Annotated in this window: 13 protein-coding genes; 3 read left to right on the top strand and 10 right to left on the bottom strand. The window is 71.0% G+C overall.

Annotated features, from left to right (window positions below; translation table 11 throughout):
- Positions 1 to 175: 175 nt before the first annotated feature.
- Complete coding sequence (locus tag ACIRP7_RS03555) at positions 176 to 1,105, bottom strand: EamA family transporter (RefSeq protein WP_403653358.1); 930 nt, start codon at positions 1,103 to 1,105, stop codon at positions 176 to 178.
- Between the two features lie 306 nt (positions 1,106 to 1,411).
- On the opposite strand from ACIRP7_RS03555, the gene ACIRP7_RS03550 reads away from it, so the two are divergent.
- Entirely contained in the window at positions 1,412 to 3,169 is a 1,758-nt protein-coding gene (locus ACIRP7_RS03550; RefSeq protein ID WP_403653355.1) for a protein kinase, read from the top strand.
- Positions 3,170 to 3,187: 18 nt separating this feature from the next.
- Here the strand turns inward: ACIRP7_RS03550 and ACIRP7_RS03545 are convergent, their stop codons facing one another.
- The 3 genes from ACIRP7_RS03545 to ACIRP7_RS03535 all read right to left on the bottom strand — a co-directional run bounded on the left by ACIRP7_RS03545 (position 3,188) and on the right by ACIRP7_RS03535 (position 7,391).
- On the bottom strand, positions 3,188 to 3,652 hold the full coding sequence (locus tag ACIRP7_RS03545; RefSeq protein WP_403653352.1) for a GNAT family N-acetyltransferase: 465 nt from the start codon (positions 3,650 to 3,652) through the stop codon (positions 3,188 to 3,190).
- Positions 3,653 to 3,674: 22 nt separating this feature from the next.
- The gene (locus ACIRP7_RS03540; protein ID WP_403653350.1) at positions 3,675 to 4,439 is read right to left on the bottom strand and encodes a metallophosphoesterase family protein; all 765 of its coding nucleotides are present in this window, start codon (positions 4,437 to 4,439) and stop codon (positions 3,675 to 3,677) included.
- A gap of 66 nt (positions 4,440 to 4,505) precedes the next feature.
- On the bottom strand, positions 4,506 to 7,391 hold the full coding sequence (locus ACIRP7_RS03535; protein ID WP_403653347.1) for an FAD-binding and (Fe-S)-binding domain-containing protein: 2,886 nt from the start codon (positions 7,389 to 7,391) through the stop codon (positions 4,506 to 4,508).
- A 91-nt stretch (positions 7,392 to 7,482) separates the two neighbouring features.
- Here ACIRP7_RS03535 and serC point away from each other — a divergent pair, with 91 nt between their 5' ends.
- Complete coding sequence (gene serC / locus ACIRP7_RS03530) at positions 7,483 to 8,601, top strand: phosphoserine transaminase (protein ID WP_403653345.1); 1,119 nt, start codon at positions 7,483 to 7,485, stop codon at positions 8,599 to 8,601.
- An 88-nt stretch (positions 8,602 to 8,689) separates the two neighbouring features.
- Here serC and ACIRP7_RS03525 read toward each other — a convergent pair whose 3' ends face one another.
- The 3 genes from ACIRP7_RS03525 to ACIRP7_RS03515 form a co-directional block, all read right to left on the bottom strand.
- On the bottom strand, positions 8,690 to 10,282 hold the full coding sequence (locus ACIRP7_RS03525) for an alpha/beta hydrolase (RefSeq protein WP_403653342.1): 1,593 nt from the start codon (positions 10,280 to 10,282) through the stop codon (positions 8,690 to 8,692).
- A gap of 179 nt (positions 10,283 to 10,461) precedes the next feature.
- The gene (locus tag ACIRP7_RS03520; RefSeq protein ID WP_403653338.1) at positions 10,462 to 11,979 is read right to left on the bottom strand and encodes a cellulase family glycosylhydrolase; all 1,518 of its coding nucleotides are present in this window, start codon (positions 11,977 to 11,979) and stop codon (positions 10,462 to 10,464) included.
- 165 nt (positions 11,980 to 12,144) lie between these two features.
- Positions 12,145 to 13,137 (bottom strand): WD40 repeat domain-containing protein, encoded by a 993-nt coding sequence (locus ACIRP7_RS03515; RefSeq protein ID WP_403653336.1) that lies wholly within the window; start codon positions 13,135 to 13,137, stop codon positions 12,145 to 12,147.
- A 189-nt stretch (positions 13,138 to 13,326) separates the two neighbouring features.
- On the opposite strand from ACIRP7_RS03515, the gene ACIRP7_RS03510 reads away from it, so the two are divergent.
- Positions 13,327 to 14,004: an SGNH/GDSL hydrolase family protein gene (locus ACIRP7_RS03510; protein ID WP_403653333.1), complete on the top strand. Its 678-nt coding sequence runs from the start codon at positions 13,327 to 13,329 to the stop codon at positions 14,002 to 14,004.
- A gap of 22 nt (positions 14,005 to 14,026) precedes the next feature.
- On the opposite strand, the gene ACIRP7_RS03505 is transcribed toward ACIRP7_RS03510, so the two are convergent.
- From ACIRP7_RS03505 to ACIRP7_RS03495, 3 genes are read right to left on the bottom strand one after another with little or no spacing between them, the layout of a single operon-like run.
- A complete protein-coding gene (locus ACIRP7_RS03505) occupies positions 14,027 to 14,812 on the bottom strand; it encodes an ABC transporter permease (RefSeq protein WP_403653330.1) in 786 nt (261 codons plus the stop codon).
- On the bottom strand, positions 14,809 to 15,771 hold the full coding sequence (locus ACIRP7_RS03500; protein ID WP_403653327.1) for an ATP-binding cassette domain-containing protein: 963 nt from the start codon (positions 15,769 to 15,771) through the stop codon (positions 14,809 to 14,811). The genes ACIRP7_RS03505 and ACIRP7_RS03500 overlap by 4 nt, the downstream gene beginning before the upstream one ends.
- A 37-nt stretch (positions 15,772 to 15,808) precedes the next feature.
- Complete coding sequence (locus ACIRP7_RS03495) at positions 15,809 to 16,477, bottom strand: DUF4097 family beta strand repeat-containing protein (protein ID WP_403653324.1); 669 nt, start codon at positions 16,475 to 16,477, stop codon at positions 15,809 to 15,811.
- Positions 16,478 to 16,499 lie beyond the last annotated feature (22 nt).

The raw sequence follows: 16,499 nt of genomic DNA, 5'->3' as shown, positions 1-16,499 counted from the left end.
GCACTCACCCACTGGCGCCGCGCACGGCGAGCCCGTTTGGGGCTCACGCACTGACGCCGGGTCCGGACCCACTCGGCGCTCACCCACTGACGCCGTGCACAGACCCCACTCGGCACTCACCCACTGACGCCGCGTACGGCCCGCTCAGGGCTCGCCGTGTACGGCCCGCCCAGGCTCAGGGAGTGATCGCCTTGCCCCGCCCCACCTGTGTCCGCACCGCCCCCATGCTCGCCGCGATCACGAGGGCGACGGCGAGAGCCTGGAGCGCGGACAGGGCCTGGTCGAGGATCAGGAAGCCCGCGAGGGCGGCCAGGGCCGGCTCCAGGCTCATGAGGATGGCGAAGGCGGAGGCGGGCAGGGTGCGCAGGGCGAGGAGTTCGAGGGTGTAGGGCAGGACGGAGGACATCAGGGCCACCGCCGCGCCGAGGCCCACGGTCACCGGGTCGAGAAGCCGGGTGCCGGACTCCGCGATGCCGAGCGGCAGGAACGCCAGCGCGCCGACCGCCATCGCCAGGGCGAGGCCGTCGGCCTGTGGGAAGCGGCGGCCGGTGCGGGCGCTGAAGACGATGTACGCCGCCCACATGGCGCCGGCGCCCAGCGCGAAGGCCACGCCCGCCGGGTCCAGATCGCCGAAGTCCCCGCCGCCGAGGAGGACGACACCGGCGAGCGCGAGCGCGGCCCAAACGGTGTTGACCGCGCGGCGGGAGGCGAGCACCGAGAGGGCAAGAGGGCCGAGGAACTCGAGGGTCACGGCGGCGCCGAGGGAGATGCGGTCGACGGCCTGGTAGAAGAGGCCGTTCATCGCGGCCAGGGTGAGGCCGAAGACGACGACCGTGCCCCAGTCGGTACGGGAGTGCCCGCGCAGCCGGGGGCGGCAGACGACGAGGAGGACGAGCGCGGCCGCCAGCAGTCGCAGGGTCACGACCCCGAGGGCGCCCGCCCTCGGCATCAGGGTCACGGCCAGCGCCGCGCCGAACTGCACGGAGACGCCCCCGGCGAGCACCAGGCCGACGGGACCGAGGGAGCCGTGGCGGCGGGGCCCGCGGGCGGGCGTGGCGGCCAACTGGGTCGGCGACGACGTAGGGGCGCTGCTGGAGGTGGTCACGGGGCTTCCAGGGGTCGGCTCGGGGCTCGTCCATCATGATGCACTGCTCAGTCCACGATAATGGACCTGGTCATGTGCGTAAACCCGATATACGACTGTCGTCGGCCCGGGCAAGGACTGCGTCGGCATCGCCGTGTCTGCCCCAGGCATAGGCTCTGCTTGAAAGTATGATTACTCGCTCGACCAAGGGCGCGCCCTTCAACGGGCCGGAGATTCAGGTGCCGTTGGGGGAGATCCCGATCCGAAGAGTTCCAAGGCACGCACTCCTGACCGGCGCAGCCCCGCAGCAGCGAAAAGGAATCCACGGTGTCTGACGAAGAACGGCTGATCGCCGGCCGATACCGCATCCTCGACCGGATCGGCCAAGGCGGTATGGGCACCGTCTGGCGCGCCCACGACACCGTCCTCGGGCGCCAGGTCGCCGTCAAGAGGCTCCACCCCCAGCCGCACCTCCCCGAGGACGAGCTCGCCACTCTCTTCGAGCGCACCCGCCGGGAGGCCCGCAGCGCCGCCCGGATCAGCCACCCCAATGTCGTCGTCGTCCACGACGTGGTGGACGACGGGGGCCTGCCCGCCATCGTCATGGAATACGTGCCTTCCACCACCCTCGCCGAGCTGGTCCGAGCCCGCGGCCCTCTCCCGCCCGAAGAGGCCGCCAGGATCGGCCTCGGCGTGCTCGCCGCACTGCGGGCGGCGCACCGGGCCGGGGTCCTGCACCGGGACGTGAAGCCCGCCAACGTGCTGCTCACCGAGGACGACCGGGTTGTCCTGACCGACTTCGGCATCGCCCAGGCCTCCGACACCTCGACTCTCACCGTCACCGGCCAGCTGGTGGGGTCGGTCGACTTCATCGCCCCCGAGCGCCTCGCCGGCGCGGCACCGGGCCCGGCAGCCGACTTATGGGCGCTGGGCGCGACGCTCTTCCAGGCGGTCGACGGCCGTTCCCCGTTCCTCCGGGACACGGTGACGGAGACCATGTACGCCATCGCCCTGGGCCCGGTGCCCGAGGTTCGGAAGGCCGGACCGCTGACACCGCTGATCCGGGGGCTGATCGCCACCAGGCCCGACGAGCGGCTGTCGGCCGAGGAGGCCGAGCGTCTCCTGCGGACGGCGGCCACCGAAGGGCACTCCTCCGTCGCCGCGCCGGCCATACCGACGGTCCACACCGTGAACACGGAGCCCGGCAACGCTCCTCCGGAGCAGAAGCCGGAGCAGAAGCCCGAGCGGAAGCCCGAGCGGAAGCCCGAGCCGGAGACGGAGCGGGATCACGGGAAGCGTGTGATCTCCCCCGCCGGGGCCGTTCCGGACGGCCCACCGCCCGCCTCGACCGGGCGGCGGGCGCGGCCGCGCTCGGGTCGCTGGAGGAAACCGGTCGTGCTCGGCACAGCGATCGCCGCGGCGGTACTGATCGCGATCTCGCTGCTGGTCACACAGACGGTGGAGAAGGACGGCACCGGTGCCCGGGCATCGGGCGGCGCCACCGCGGCGGGCGACAGGACCGCGCCGCCGCCCCCGGGCCCGGCCCCGTCCGTGACGCCCTCCCCGTCGGACCCCCCGGGTTCCGGTGCCACGACACCGACGACCGGGACCCGCTCGCCGTCCGAATCGGCGACCGAGGCCGCGGGAGTCGACACCGGGGCGGATGCCGGAACCGAGGCCACGCCCACGAAGAGCCGATCCGGCGCACCGGTCGCTCCGACGGGCCGTTCCCTGGTGGTCGCTGCCTCAGGGAAGTGCCTGAGCCGTGGCAACGGGTCGGAGGGGGTGCAGCTGTACCAGGACACGTGCGACGGCTCGGCGGCGCAGCGGTGGCAGCTGGGTTCCGGGGTCGTCCGGTCCTCGGGGAAGTGCATGACCGTGGCCGGGGGAGCGACCGACGACCGCACCGCGATCCAGCTGGCCGGCTGCGACGGAAGCGGCAGCCAGCGGTTCCGCCTCGACGGCACCGAGTTGCTGGCCGAGCAGTCGCAGAAGTGCGTGGACATCTTCGGAGGCGCGTCCGGAACGGTGGCGGTCCTCTGGGAGTGCAACGGAAGGGACAACCAGATCTGGACGCTCGGCTGACCGCTCCGTCAGGGCCCCTCAGCCCGTGCGCGGCCCCCGCACCATGAAGACGTCCACCGCGTCCTCGCTCTCCACCGTGAACCCGTGCCGCTCGTACAACCGTCGCGCCGCGCTGCCCTGCAGGACGTTCAGGCGGACCAGTGCGTCGTCGGCCTCGGTCCGGGCCAGGAGGGTGTTCAGGACGGCCGAGCCCAGGCCGTGGCCCTGGAGAGCCGGAGTGATGAAGAAGTGCTCCAGCCAGTGGGCGTCCTCGGCCGGCCGCAGGGCGACACAGCCCGCGAAACGCCCCTCGGTCAGGATGATCGACATGTGCCGCTCGTCGAAGGCGTCCCGGAACCGCTGCCGGACCCGGTGCTCGTCGAACCGGCCCAGCCGCTCCAGGTCGGGGCGCATGACCACGGCCCGCAGTTCGGCTATCGGCTCGACGTCGGCGGGCTGCGCGGGACGCAGGGTCCAGTTCGTGAGGGGCGTGTTCGTTTCCACGGCGGGAGTATCGCAACGGGGTCTACGAGCTCGCCCTTCCGTCCCGCGCCCCGAACGTCTCCAACGCCTCCGCGTCCGTCGCCCGCGCGTTGAGGTAGTGGTCCGCCCACTCAGCGATCCCCGGCCAGTCGCACTCCGCGACGAGGCGTTCCACGGCCGCCGGGATGTCGTACGCCGTCACCCGCAGGTCGGTGCCGGGGCCGAGCAGGCACCAGTGGGCGCCGGGGCGGCCGTACGGCATGCCGACGCTGCCGGGGTTCACGACCAGGCGGCCGTGGGCGAGGCGGACGTACGGCATGTGGGTGTGGCCGCAGACGATCGTGCGGACGGTGTCGGGGACGCCCCTGAGGACCTCCGTCCAGCGGGCCGGGCGCGAGTCGACCAGGACGATTTTCTCGTCGTCGCGGGGAGTGGCGTGGCAGAAGAGAACCTCGCCGAGGCCGCGGACGGTGAGGGTGCGGGTGGTGGGGAGCGTGGCGAGGAACTCCACGTCCTCGTCGGTGAGTCGGTCGGCGGCGTAGGGGGCGATCGGGTCGGGGATCTGCGACCGTTCCCCCCTGCGGAACTCGACGAGTTCCCGGTCGGCGTTGCCCGAGACCCACAGCACTCGCTCTCCCTGTGCCCTCAACAGGGCGAGCACTCCGGTGGGTTGGGGTCCGGCGGTGATGTCCCCGGTCAGCACGATCCGGTCGGCGGCGGCCACTTCGGGCTCGGCGAGGACGGCTTCCAGGGCGGGCAGGACACCGTGGACGTCGGAGAGGACGGCGACGCGGTCGAAGGCGAACATGGTGGTGAGTCTCCACCGAGCGGGCCACCGAGCGGGAGGGACTCCGCCGGGGCGGGCGCCGCCTGTTCAGGGCTGTCGTGCGAGTCCCTCCGCCAGCACCTCTGCCAGGTGTCTGCCCCGCACCCCCGCCAGTTGCTCGAGCTGGGTGCGGCAGGAGAACCCGTCGGCCAACACGACTGCCGATGGAGGAGCCTGCCGTACCGTCGGCAGCAGTTGCTCCTCCGCGCAGGTCCGCGACACCTCGAAGTGGCCTTTCTCGAAGCCGAAGTTGCCCGCGAGTCCGCAGCAGCCGCCGCTCAGGTCGCCGGTGAGGCCCGCGGCCTCGCGCAGCCGGCGGTCGGCCGTGTCGCCCAGGACCGCGTGCTGGTGGCAGTGGGTCTGGCCGACGACCGGGCGGTTCAGGGCCGGTGGCCGCCAGTCGGGGGCGAGCCGCTCCAGGGCCTCCGCGAAGGTCAGGACCCGGGAGGCGAGAAGGGCGGCCCGCGGATCGTCGTGCAGCAGTTCCGGCAGGTCCGTGCGGAGGGCGGCCGCGCAGCTCGGTTCCAGGACGACGACCGGGACCGAGGTCTCCAGCACCGGCGCCATCAGGTCGATGGTGCGGCGCAACACCGCACGGGCGCGGTCGAGTTGGCCGGTGGACACGTATGTCAGGCCGCAGCAGACCCGGCCCCGGCCCCGCAGGAGGGACACCGGGTCGAGGGCGACCGTCCTGCCGTCGCCCACCGGCGCCTTCTCCAGGTGGAGGGTGGGCGGCAGCGCCACCCGCAGCCCCGCCGCCTCCAGCACACGTACGGCCGCCTGCCCCACGGACGGCGAGAGGTGCTCGGTGAAGGTGTCCGGCCACAGGATCACCAGGTCACCGATGTCGCGGGGGTTCCGCCCGCGGGCTTTCCGCCCCTCCCACCACCGGCTGAACGTCTCCGCCGCCAACTTCGGGATCCGCCGCTCGGGCGCGATCCCGCCCAGCCGCTTGGCGACGGCCGCCAACGGCCGTACGGCGGCGACGGCGTTGAGCACGGGAGCCAGCCGCAGCCGGTCCACCCGGCGCAGCCACTCCGGCAGCCGGCCCATGCTGTGGTGGGACGCCGGGCGGCGCCGCCCCGCGTAGTGGTGGTGCAGGAACTCCGCCTTGTACGTGGCCATGTCGACCCCGACCGGGCAGTCGGACCGGCAGCCCTTGCAGGACAGGCACAGATCCAGCGCCTCGCGCACCTCCTCGGACCGCCAGCCGTCGGTGACCACCCCGCCCGCCTCGCCCGCGAGCATCTCGTGCAGCAGCCGGGCACGCCCGCGCGTGGAGTGCGCCTCCTCACCGGTGGCCCGGAAGGACGGGCACATGACGGCGGACCCGGTCGCCGCTGTCGTACGGCATTTCGCGACCCCGACGCAGCGGCGTACGGCGGCGGAGAAGTCACCGCCGTCATCCGGGTACCCGAAGGCGACGTCGACCGGCTCGCGGGGCAGGACCGAGAAGCGGAGGTTGGTGTCGAGGGGGGCCGGGCGGACCAGCATGCCGGGGTTGAGCAGGTCGTCCGGGTCCCAGAGGGCCTTCGCCCGCTCGAAGAGGGCGACCATCTCGTCGCCGTACATCCTCGGCAGGAGTTCGGCGCGCGCCTGCCCGTCGCCGTGCTCCCCGGACAGTGACCCGCCGTGCGCGACGACCAGGTCGGCGAGTTCCTCGGAGAAGCGGCGGAACCTTCCGATCCCCGCCCGCGTCAGCAGGTCGAAGTCGATGCGGACGTGGATGCACCCGTCGCCGAAGTGGCCGTAGGGCGTTCCGCGCAGCCCGTGCGCGCCCAGCAGTTCCCGGAAGTCCCGCAGATACGCGCCGAGCCGCCGCGGCGGCACCGCGCAGTCCTCCCAGCCGGGCCAGGCCTCGGTGCCGTCGGGCATCCGGGTCGCCGTGCCGCTGGCGTCCTCGCGGATGCGCCACAGGGCGCGTTGCCCGGCCGGGTCGGTCACCACGAGCGCGTCGAGGACGTCGGCCGCGCGCACGACCTGCTCCGCACGCGCGCGTGCCTCGCTCTCGGTGGAGCCGCCCGTCTCCACGAACAGCCAGGCGCCGCCCCGGGGCAGCGCGGCCGCCGAGGGCACCAGGTCGGCCGCCATGCCCTCCACCGTCAGGGGGCGGTGCACCAGCAGCCCGGCCGCCGCCTCGGCGGCCGCACCTTCGTCCGCGTACCCGAGGACCGCGAGCGCACGCGCGCGTGGCGCCTCCACGAGCCGGACGACGGCCTCGGTGAGCACGCCGAGGGTGCCCTCGCTGCCGCAGAAGGACCGGGCGACGTCGGCCCGGTGTTCCGGCAGGAGGGCGTCCAGGGCGTAGCCGGAGATCCGCCGGGGCAGCTCGGGGAAGCCGGTCCGCAGCCGTGCCAGTTCCCCGTCGACCAGCTCCCGCAGCCCCGTCGGCGCCCCGGCCCACTCCTGTCCGAGCCGCAGCCGCTCCCCGCGCGCGGTGACGACGTCGAGCTCGCGCACGCTGTCCGCGGTGGTCCCCCACGCCACCGAGTGCGAGCCGCAGGAGTTGTTGCCGATCATCCCGCCGAGCGTGCACCGGCTGTGGGTGGAGGGGTCGGGTCCGAAGCGCAGCCCGTGCGGGGCGGCGGCGTCCTGGAGCCGGTCGAGCACCAGGCCGGGCTGGACGACCGCGGTACGCGCCTCGGGGTCCAGCGCCAGGACCCGGTTCATGTGCCGGGTGAAGTCCAGCACGACCCCGGTGCCGGTGGCCTGCCCGGCGATGGAGGTACCGCCACCGCGCGGGACGACGGGGACGCCGTGGGTACGGCAGACCTCCAGCACGGCGGCCACGTCGTCGGCGTCCAGCGGGGCGACGACCCCCAGGGGGACACGCCGGTAGTTGGACGCGTCCATGGTGACCAGGGCCCGGGAGGTGACGTCGAAAGCGACCTCGCCCCGGACGGCCTTCCGCAGATCGGCCTCAAGATCCGTCATGGCTCCAGCAAACCAGGTGGGTCGACACCACCGCGTCTCACCCGACGGACTACGTTTCGACCAGGTTTCCCCCAGCGGCTACGCTCGCCCCGTGGCTGAGATCCAGATTCCCGCTGACATCAAGCCCGCCGACGGTCGATTCGGCGCGGGCCCCTCCAAGGTGCGGACGGAAGCGCTGGACGCGCTGGCCGCAACCGGTACCTCCCTCCTCGGCACCTCCCACCGCCAGGCTCCGGTCAAGAACCTGGTCGGCAAGGTGCGCGAGGGCATCAGTGAGCTCTTCTCCCTCCCCGAGGGCTACGAGGTCGTCCTCGGCAACGGCGGCTCCACCGCGTTCTGGGACGTCGCGACGCACGGCCTGATCGAGAACAAGTCGCAGCACCTGACCTTCGGCGAGTTCTCGTCGAAGTTCGCGAAGGCGTCCAAGCTGGCCCCCTGGCTGGCCGAGCCGACCGTCATCTCCTCCGAGCCCGGCACCCACCCGGAGCCGCAGGCCGAGGCCGGTGTCGACGCGTACGCCTTCACGCACAACGAGACCTCCACCGGTGTCGCCGCCCCCATCAAGCGGGTGGCCGGCGCGGACGAGGGCGCGCTGGTCCTCGTGGACGCCACCTCCGGCGCCGGCGGCCTCCCGGTCGACATCGCCGAGACGGACGTCTACTACTTCGCCCCGCAGAAGTCCTTCGCCTCCGACGGCGGCCTGTGGATCGGCGTGTTCTCCCCGGCCGCGATCGAGCGCGCCGAGCGGATCCACGCGTCCGGCCGTCACATCCCGGAGTTCTTCTCGCTGCCGACGGCGATCGACAACTCCCGCAAGAACCAGACGTACAACACCCCGGCCCTCGCCACCCTCTTCCTGCTGAACCAGCAGCTGGAGTGGATCAACGGCCAGGGCGGTCTCGCGTGGTCGACGGCCCGTACGAAGGACTCCTCGACCCGCCTGTACAGCTGGGCGGAGGAGTCCAAGCACGCGACCCCGTTCGTCACCGACCCGGCCAAGCGCTCCCAGGTCATCGGCACGATCGACTTCTCGGACGAGATCGACGCCGCCGCGATCGCCAAGGTGCTGCGCGCCAATGGCGTCGTGGACACCGAGCCCTACCGCAAGCTCGGCCGCAACCAGCTGCGTGTGGCGATGTTCCCGGCGATCGACCCGGCGGACGTCGAGGCCCTGACGAAGTGCGTGGACTACGTCATCGAGAAGCTCTGACCACTTCTTCGAGTTCTTCGAGTTCTTCGAGTACGACGACGAAGGGCGCCCGGTGTGCAACCGGGCGCCCTTCTCATGTCCCGCCGGTTCAGCCGCGGAAGCCGAGCAGCCCGTGCAGGGTGTCGCCCCGCGAGACGGTGGCCGACTGCTGCGTGCTCATGGCAGCCTTCGCCGCGGCCGGCGGCGTCGGGTCGGCGGTCTTCTTGCAGACCGCGTCGGCCGTGCCGTGGCCGCGCGGCACCGTGCCGTCGGTCAGGTACTTCGCCAGGTACTTGTCCAGGCAGGCGTTCCCGCTCAGCGTGATGCCGTGGTTCCCGCCGCCCTGCTCGACGACGAGGCTGGAGCGCTTGAGCAGGTGGTGGACGGTGACGCCGCCCTGGTAGGGGGTGGCCGCGTCGTTCGTGGCCTGGAAGAGCAGCGCCGGCGGCAGCTTGCTGTTGGCGACGTTCACCGGCTTGAGCGACTTCGTCGGCCAGAACGCGCACGGCGCGTTGTACCAGGCGTTGCTCCAGGCCATGAACGGGGCCTTCTCGTACACGGCCCAGTTGTCCTTCTGCCACTGGCGCCAGTCGCGCGGCCAGGAGGCGTCACGGCACTGCACGGCCGTGTAGATGCTGTAGCCGTTGTCCCCGGAGGCGTCGATGGCGGCGATGTTCTCGTACGCCTCGACCAGCGGGGCGGCGTTCTTGTCGTTCACGTACGCGGCGAACGCCTTGGCCAGGTCGGGCCAGTAGCCGTTGTAGTAGCCGCCCGGGATGAAGGTGTCCTCCAGCTCGGCGGCGCCGACCTTGCCGCCCGCGGGCTTCTTGGCCAACTCGGCCTGCATCGCGTACCACTTGGCCTCGATCGCGGCCGGGTCGGTGCCGAGCTTGTACGTGGAGTCGTACTTGGCTATCCACGCCATGAGCGCCTTCTGGCGGGCGTCGAAGGCGTAGTCCTGCGAGATGTTGGCGTCGTACCAGACACCGTCGGGGTCGACGATCGAGTCGAGCACCAGGCGGCGCACGTGGGTCGGGAACAGCTTGCCGTAGACCTGGCCCAGGTAGGTGCCGTACGAGTAACCGAAGTAGTTGATCTTCTTGGCGCCGAGGGACTTACGGATCGAGTCCATGTCCTTCACGGCGTTGATCGTGTTGATGTACGGCAGCAGGTCCGCGTACTTGTGGCCGCAGGCGGCGGCGAAGGACTTGGCGCGGTCGAGGTTGGCCTTCTCGATCGCGGGGGTGCTGGGAACGCTGGCGGGGCGCACCGGGTTGAAGTAGCCCGGCTTGCAGTCGAGGGCGGGCTTGCTCTTGCCCACCCCGCGCGGGTCGAAGCCGATGACGTCGTACTGAGCCGCGACCGCCTTGGGCAGCGCGGACGCGACGAATCCGGCGAGCGTCAGACCGCTGCCGCCGGGGCCGCCGGGGTTGACCAGCAGCGGGCCCTGGTACTTCTTCGCGGTGTGCGGCACCCGGGACACGGCCAGGGTGATCTTCCGGCCCTGCGGCTTGGCGTAGTCGAGCGGCACCTTCACCGACCCGCACTGGAGGGTCGGGTAGTTCTCCGTGCCGCACTTCTTCCAGGCGACCTTCGCCAGTGGTGCGGTGCTCACGGACGGGCTCGCCTCGGCCGGAAGGGCCGTGAGTGTCCCGGCCAGTACGGCGGTCACGCCGCACAGTACGGCTGCGCTCTTTCTCATCAAGTTCCTTCGGAAGGTGGGGGGTTGCCGAGGACCGAAAATGCTCGGTCCTGGCCGAATCCTTACCGGAGAAACTCGAACACGAGAACCGTTTCGAGCGAATATTTAAAACTCCTTTGAACCAGGAGGCCCTTGGTGCACGCGATGCGGGCGCCCGGCGGGGGCCGGGCGCCCCTCGTTCACGTCGCCGTGCAGCTCACACTCGGCACCCCGCCACCCCCGGGCGCTCCCCCGAATCCGAAGCTCGCCGAACCGCCCACCGCGACAGTCCCGTTGTGCGAGGCGTTCGTCGCGGTCACGGTCGAGCCGGTCTGGGTGTACGACGCGTTCCACATGGAGCTGACCTTCTGCGAGCCTGGCCAGGTCCAGGTGACCTTCCAGGACGAGAGAGCCGTCGTACCGGAGTTGGTCACCTTCACCTCGGCGTTGAAGCCGCTGCCCCAGTCGCTGCTGACGGTGTAGGCGGCGGTGCAGGCGGCCGTGTTCCCACCGGGGCCGCCCGGATCACCGGGACCGCTCCCGCCGCCCGGGAAGCCCGGCGCCTTGATGCTCGCGAGGTACCCGTCCTTCACGGTGTCCACGGTCTGCCAGTCGTCCTTCAGGATCCCGCCCGTGTCACCGGAGTTGGGGTTCCAGGACCAGAAGGTCCAGTGGAAGGAGTCGGCGCCGTACGTCGATGTCGGCCGCAGATACGAGACCAGTGCCGCCAGCCACTTCTGGTCCACGGTCGACTGGAGGGTGGTGCCGAACTCGCCCACCCACACCGGGGCGATGTTCTGCTTGAAGATGTAGCCCCAGTACTTGTCCCAGATGCCCGGCATGTTGGCGGGGAAGGACGGGTCGCTGAACCAGCTCTGCTGGGCCACGCTGGTCGCGTAGTCGTGGGCGGAGTACACGACCCGGTTCGCCACGTTCAGCTGCACCGGGTACTGGGCGACACCCATCAGGTTGCCGCCCCACCAGCCGGAGACGCCGTTGAAGGTCTGCACGCCCTCGACGAAGATCAGCAGCTCGGGGTTGACGGACAGCACGGCGTTCCCTGCCCGCTGGGCGGCCAGCCGCCAGTCCGTGGCGGTGTCTCCGCAGCCCCAACAGGCGGGATCGTGCGGCTCGTTGTGCAGATCGATGCCTACGACGGTGTCCTGGCCCTTGTACCGCGTGGCGAGGGCCTTGAGGTTGGCGATCCACGTCGACTCCGGGACCGCGGCCGTGTACCAGAGCGCCGACTGGCCGCCGGAGTCCGGGCGGTGCCGGTCGAGGATGACCTTGAGACCGTCCTGGCCGGCGTACGACACGAGTCTGTCCAGGACGCCCAGGGAGTTGAGTCCCTGGAGGTCGGCGTTCTTGCCGCTGGAGAAGTCGATGCTGTTGGGGACCGTCCCCGACTTGAAGATGTCGTCGCTGTACGGGATGCGGAGCGTGTTGTAGCCCAGCGACTTCATCTGGTCGATCATGGACTTGTAGTCGCGGGACCAGAGGCCGTGGACCACGTTGTTGGAGGTCTCGAAGCCGAACCAGTTGATCCCGGCGACCCGGACCGGCTGTCCGGAGGCGTCCAGGATCTGACGGCCGCTGGTGTGCCAGTAGCCGGCCCCGGCCGCCTCGGCGGCGTCGGCCGTCTGAAGACCAGCGGTCCCCAGCGGCACCAGGAGAGCCGCCGCCACCGCACACAGCGCTCTTCGCAAGCTGCGGAACATGTTCGCTGCTTCCTCTCGGGAGGCGCGGGCCCGGAACCCGATGGGAGCGCTCCCATCACCCTGCATCTCCTATGGAAGTCAGGTCACATGCACACGTCAAGACGCTCGACGTGTTCATGTGCACGGGATGCTGCCGGCGCGATGCCGCCGTACGGGCGCGAGGGCTCACGAGCGGCGGAACAGCCGCCGGAGCCCGAAGAGGCCGGCGACGGCCACCAGGGCGAGCGCACCGATCTTGATCATGCCGTCCGAGTTCCCGCCGCCGTCGCTTCCGGAGGCCGATGAACTCCCGCTTCCCGAGGGGGACTCGGACCCCGCGTCACCGGGCGCGTCCTGTGCCTCGACCTCGCTGTCGGCGCCCTCCATGCCGAGCAGGAGCTTGGTCCCGTCGGGCGAGTAGGAGACGGACTCCCCCTGCCCGAGGGGCACGCTGAGCCGCCCCTTGCGCTTGATGTCGCCGCCGTTCCAGTCGTACCAGATGCCGCCGAAGTAGCCGCGTACGGCGAGCTGTCGGCCGTCGGGCGAGAAGGCGGCGTCGGTGGCCCAGAGGTCGACGGCCTTGACGGGCTTGAAGACGTTCGTCCCGGAGGAGGAGAGGGTGGTGGGTCCCTCGTAGAGATGCCCGCCGTCCTCCTGCTTGTCGATGATGTAGACGCGCCCGGTCTTCGGGTGGACGACCATCGACTCGGCGTCGCGTGAGCCGTCGGTGTACTTCACGACGTACTGGGTGCCCTTGACGGACTGGTCCTTGAGAACCTTCGGCTCGGGCAGCTTGTAGATCCACACGTAGGGCCAGCTGACCCCGTCGTTGTCCCCGATGTCCCCGACCCAGATCTCATTGCCGGGCCCGATGGCGATGGCCTCGACGTCCCGGGGTGTGCCCACGCCGGTCATGGTGATCCTGGCGACGGTCTTGCCGGTGGCGCTGTCGACGGCGTACAGGTACGCGCCGGTGTCCTGGTCGTTGTGGGTCCAGTAGATGCCCGGGTGCTGCCGGGAGGCGGCGAGCCCGCTGGACTCGGTGATCCGGGGGTCGCTGATGGTGAAGCCCTGGTCCCCCTTCCCGCCCCCGTCGGCGGCGGAGGCGGGTACGGCGACGGGCAGGGTGAAGCCGCCCACGAGCAGAATCCCGGCAAGCAGGGCGAAGGGTCGACGCATGCCCCAAGACTGCCATCCCGGCGTTCGGTTGAAGGGGGGTGGGCGGGGGGCGGGGGTGGCGTGGGAGCGAGGGCACAGCGGACAGCGTCGCCACGTTGACCCGGTCAGCAGCGTCGCTGCCGCCGCGCAGCCCGTCCGCGTGGGCGGATTCACATGCCATCGGGACCCGGGATGATCCATCATGAGCGGATGCTCAGATTCATGCCGGTCGGTGACTCGATGACGATCGGGAGTGCGGGTGAGCACACCTGGCGGTACCGGATGTGGCAGCACCTGCGGGACACATCCGGCGGCCCCTTCACACTCGTGGGCCCGCGCGAGACGCTGTACGACAAGGCGGCAGACGCCCCGACGTCGTACGAGTACGCCGACCCCGACTTCCCCCGGGCCCACCTGGCCGGCTGGGGCGAGGGCTGGCAGCACATGGTCCCGCTGATCGGCGAGGCGGTACGGGCACACCGTGCGGACGTGCTCCTGGTGTCGCTGGGCCTGATCGACCTCGGCTTCTACACGAACGCGGAACAGACGGCACAGAACGTCCGCGCCTTCGTCGCCGAGGCCCGCCGGGCGAACCCCCGGATCCGGATGGTCGTCCTCCCGGTGATCCCCAACGTCCGGGCGGAGTCGGACGCACCCTTCGCGACGGAGGTCACCCGCTTCAACGAGCTTCTGGCCAAGGCGATCGCGGACCTGGACGAGCCCCGCTCGCCCCTGCTGCCGGCGTCGCCTCCGTCGTCGTACGACATCGGCCACGACACCTACGACGGCACCCATCCGAACGCGAGCGGCGAGCACAAGATCGCGGCAGCCTTCGCGGAGGCGATGCACCAGGCGTGGGACCTGGGCGAGCCCTACGAGGCCGGCTGATCCGGCACCAATGCCCGCACGGTCACTTCGGGTCGGCGTTGAACTTCGCGGTCGCCCAGCGGTAGCCGAGCACCGCGAGGCCGAGGCACCAGGCGACGGCGAGCCAGCCGTTGTGGCCGATCTCGGTGCCGAGGAGCAGACCGCGCAGGGTCTCGATGGCCGGGGTGAAGGGCTGGTACTCCGCGATCGGCCGGAACCAGCCCGGCATCGCGTCGACCGGGACGAACGTGCTGGAGATGAGCGGCAGGAAGATCAACGGCATGGCGTTGTTACTGGCGGCCTCGGCGTTGGGGCTGATCAGGCCCATGCCTACGGCGATCCAGGTCAGCGCCGTGGCGAACAGCACGAGCAGCCCGAAGGCCGCGAGCCACTCCAGGGCGGTGGCGTCGGTGGAGCGGAAGCCGATGGCCACACCGACCACGCCGACCAGGAGCACGCTGACCACCGACTGGAGCACGCTGCCGACGACGTGCCCGACGAGCACCGAACCGCGGTGGATCGCCATCGTCCGGAAGCGGGCGATGATGCCCTCGGTCATGTCGTTGGAGACGGAGACCGCGGTACCGATCGTGGTGGAGCCGATGGTCATCAGCAGCAGGCCCGGGACGAGATACGCGATGTAGTCGGAGCGGTCGCCGCCGCCGATGCCCGCGCTCATGGTGTCGCCGAAGATGTAGACGAAGAGCAGCAACAGCATGATCGGCGTGAGCAGCAGGTTCAGGGTGAGGGACGGGTAGCGCCGGGCGTGCAGGAGGTTGCGGCGCAGCATCGTGGACGAGTCGCGCACCGCGAGGGAGAGGTTGCTCATCGGACGGTCTCCTTGGGCTGGTCGGTGACGTCGGCGCCGCCGGTCAGGGCGAAGAAGACGTCGTCGAGGTCGGGGGTGTGCACGGTCAGCTCGTCGGCCTCGACGCCGGCCGCGTCGAGCCGGTCGAGGATCGCGCGCAGCTCCGACTGGCTGCCGCCGCTGGGGAGTTGCAGGGCGAGGGATTCGTCGTCCCGGGTGACCTCGCCCAATGCGGAGGCGGCGCTCCGGTAGGTGCCCGGGTCGGTGAAGCGGAGGCGGATGTGACCCCCGGGAACCAAGCGCTTGAGCTGTTCGGCGCTGCCCTCGGCGGCGATCTTGCCGTCGTGGAGGACGGCGATGCGGTCGGCGAGTTCGTCGGCCTCCTCCAGGTACTGCGTGGTGAGGAAGACGGTGACGCCGTCGGAGACCAGCTCCCTGATGATCTGCCACATGGTGTGCCGGGAGCGGGGGTCGAGGCCGGTGGTCGGTTCGTCGAGGAAGATGATCCGCGGGTCCCCGACCAGGGTCATGGCGATGTCGAGGCGGCGCTTCATGCCGCCGGAGTAGGTGGAGGCGGGTTTCTTCGCGGCCTCGGTGAGGTCGAAGCGCTCCAGCAGTTCGGCGGCGATCCTCCGTCCCTCGCTCTTGGGCAGGTGGTGCAGGTCCGCCATCAGGAGCATGTTCTCCTCACCGGTGATCAGCCCGTCGAGGGCGGAGAACTGCCCGGTGACCCCGATCGCGGCACGCACGCCCTGCGGGTCGGCGGCCAGGTGGTGGCCGGCGATTCGGATGTCGCCGGTGCCCGGGTCGGCGGATACGAGCGTGGAGAGGATCTTGACGGCGGTGGTCTTGCCGGCGCCGTTCGGGCCGAGGAGGGAGAAGATCGTGCCGGCGGGCACCTGGATGTCGATGCCGTCGAGGACGGTCTTGTCCCCGTAGGACTTGCGCAGGCCGTTCGCCGCGATGGCCAGGTCGGTCATGAGAGGTGCCCCTTTTTCTGTTCGTGGGTGCGGGCGGTCAGAGGCTGCGGGCGGTGATGTCGCCGTTGTTGGTGGTGGCGCGGATGTCGAGCTCGGCGGTGCCGTCGTTCTTGAGGGCGTTGCTGATGCGGCCGTGGCCGGTGCCGGCATCCAGGGCGGCGGAGACGCCCGCGGCGGCGCCGACCGAGATGTCGCCGGACTCGGTGCGCAGCACGACCGTGCCGCTCACGGCCTCGGTGATCCGGATGTCGCCCCGTGCGGTGCTGATCTGTGCTGGGCCGCCCAGCCGGCCGACCTCGACGTCGCCGTCGACCGCGGTGAGGCGCAGGCTCGCGGCCTCGTCGATCTTGATCTGGCGGTACGCGCCTTCGAAGGCGATGTTGCCGAGCCGGCCGACGGCCCGGAGTTCCGCGGCGGCCGTCTTCGCCTCGATGCGGGAGCCGGCGGGCAGCTGGACGGTGACCTCGACGGATCCGGAGTTGCCGAGGATCCGGTTCTTCGCCGCCGGGGCCTCGATCCGCAGGACGCCGTCGTCACCGTAGACGACCTCGACCTCCTCCGCCGCCTTCACGTCGCGGCTCTTGGCGGCGTTCGCGGGCAGAACCTCGACCGTGGTGTCGGCACGGTCGGCGGCGATGAACTGGATGCGTCCCGCGGGGATGTCGAGGACGGCGGAGACGGGGGCGGGGGTCTCGAACTTCTGCATGGTGCTCTCCTTCTTCTGCAGT

Origin of the sequence: Streptomyces sp. NPDC102270 (genome assembly GCF_044766405.1) — a bacterium.
Classification (GTDB): domain Bacteria; phylum Actinomycetota; class Actinomycetes; order Streptomycetales; family Streptomycetaceae; genus Streptomyces.
Note: the sequence above shows the minus strand (reverse complement) of the source record. Positions and strands in the feature narration are given on the sequence as shown.

Coding starts and splice junctions, on each gene's coding strand:
- ACIRP7_RS03505 (WP_403653330.1), bottom strand. CDS start 14,812: ATGAGCAACCTCTCCCTCGCGGTGCGCGACTCGTCCACGATGCTGCGC.
- ACIRP7_RS03535 (WP_403653347.1), bottom strand. CDS start 7,391: ATGACGGATCTTGAGGCCGATCTGCGGAAGGCCGTCCGGGGCGAGGTC.
- ACIRP7_RS03515 (WP_403653336.1), bottom strand. CDS start 13,137: ATGCGTCGACCCTTCGCCCTGCTTGCCGGGATTCTGCTCGTGGGCGGC.
- ACIRP7_RS03495 (WP_403653324.1), bottom strand. CDS start 16,477: ATGCAGAAGTTCGAGACCCCCGCCCCCGTCTCCGCCGTCCTCGACATC.
- ACIRP7_RS03500 (WP_403653327.1), bottom strand. CDS start 15,771: ATGACCGACCTGGCCATCGCGGCGAACGGCCTGCGCAAGTCCTACGGG.
- ACIRP7_RS03525 (WP_403653342.1), bottom strand. CDS start 10,282: ATGAGAAAGAGCGCAGCCGTACTGTGCGGCGTGACCGCCGTACTGGCC.
- ACIRP7_RS03540 (WP_403653350.1), bottom strand. CDS start 4,439: ATGTTCGCCTTCGACCGCGTCGCCGTCCTCTCCGACGTCCACGGTGTC.
- ACIRP7_RS03520 (WP_403653338.1), bottom strand. CDS start 11,979: ATGTTCCGCAGCTTGCGAAGAGCGCTGTGTGCGGTGGCGGCGGCTCTC.
- ACIRP7_RS03510 (WP_403653333.1), top strand. CDS start 13,327: ATGCTCAGATTCATGCCGGTCGGTGACTCGATGACGATCGGGAGTGCG.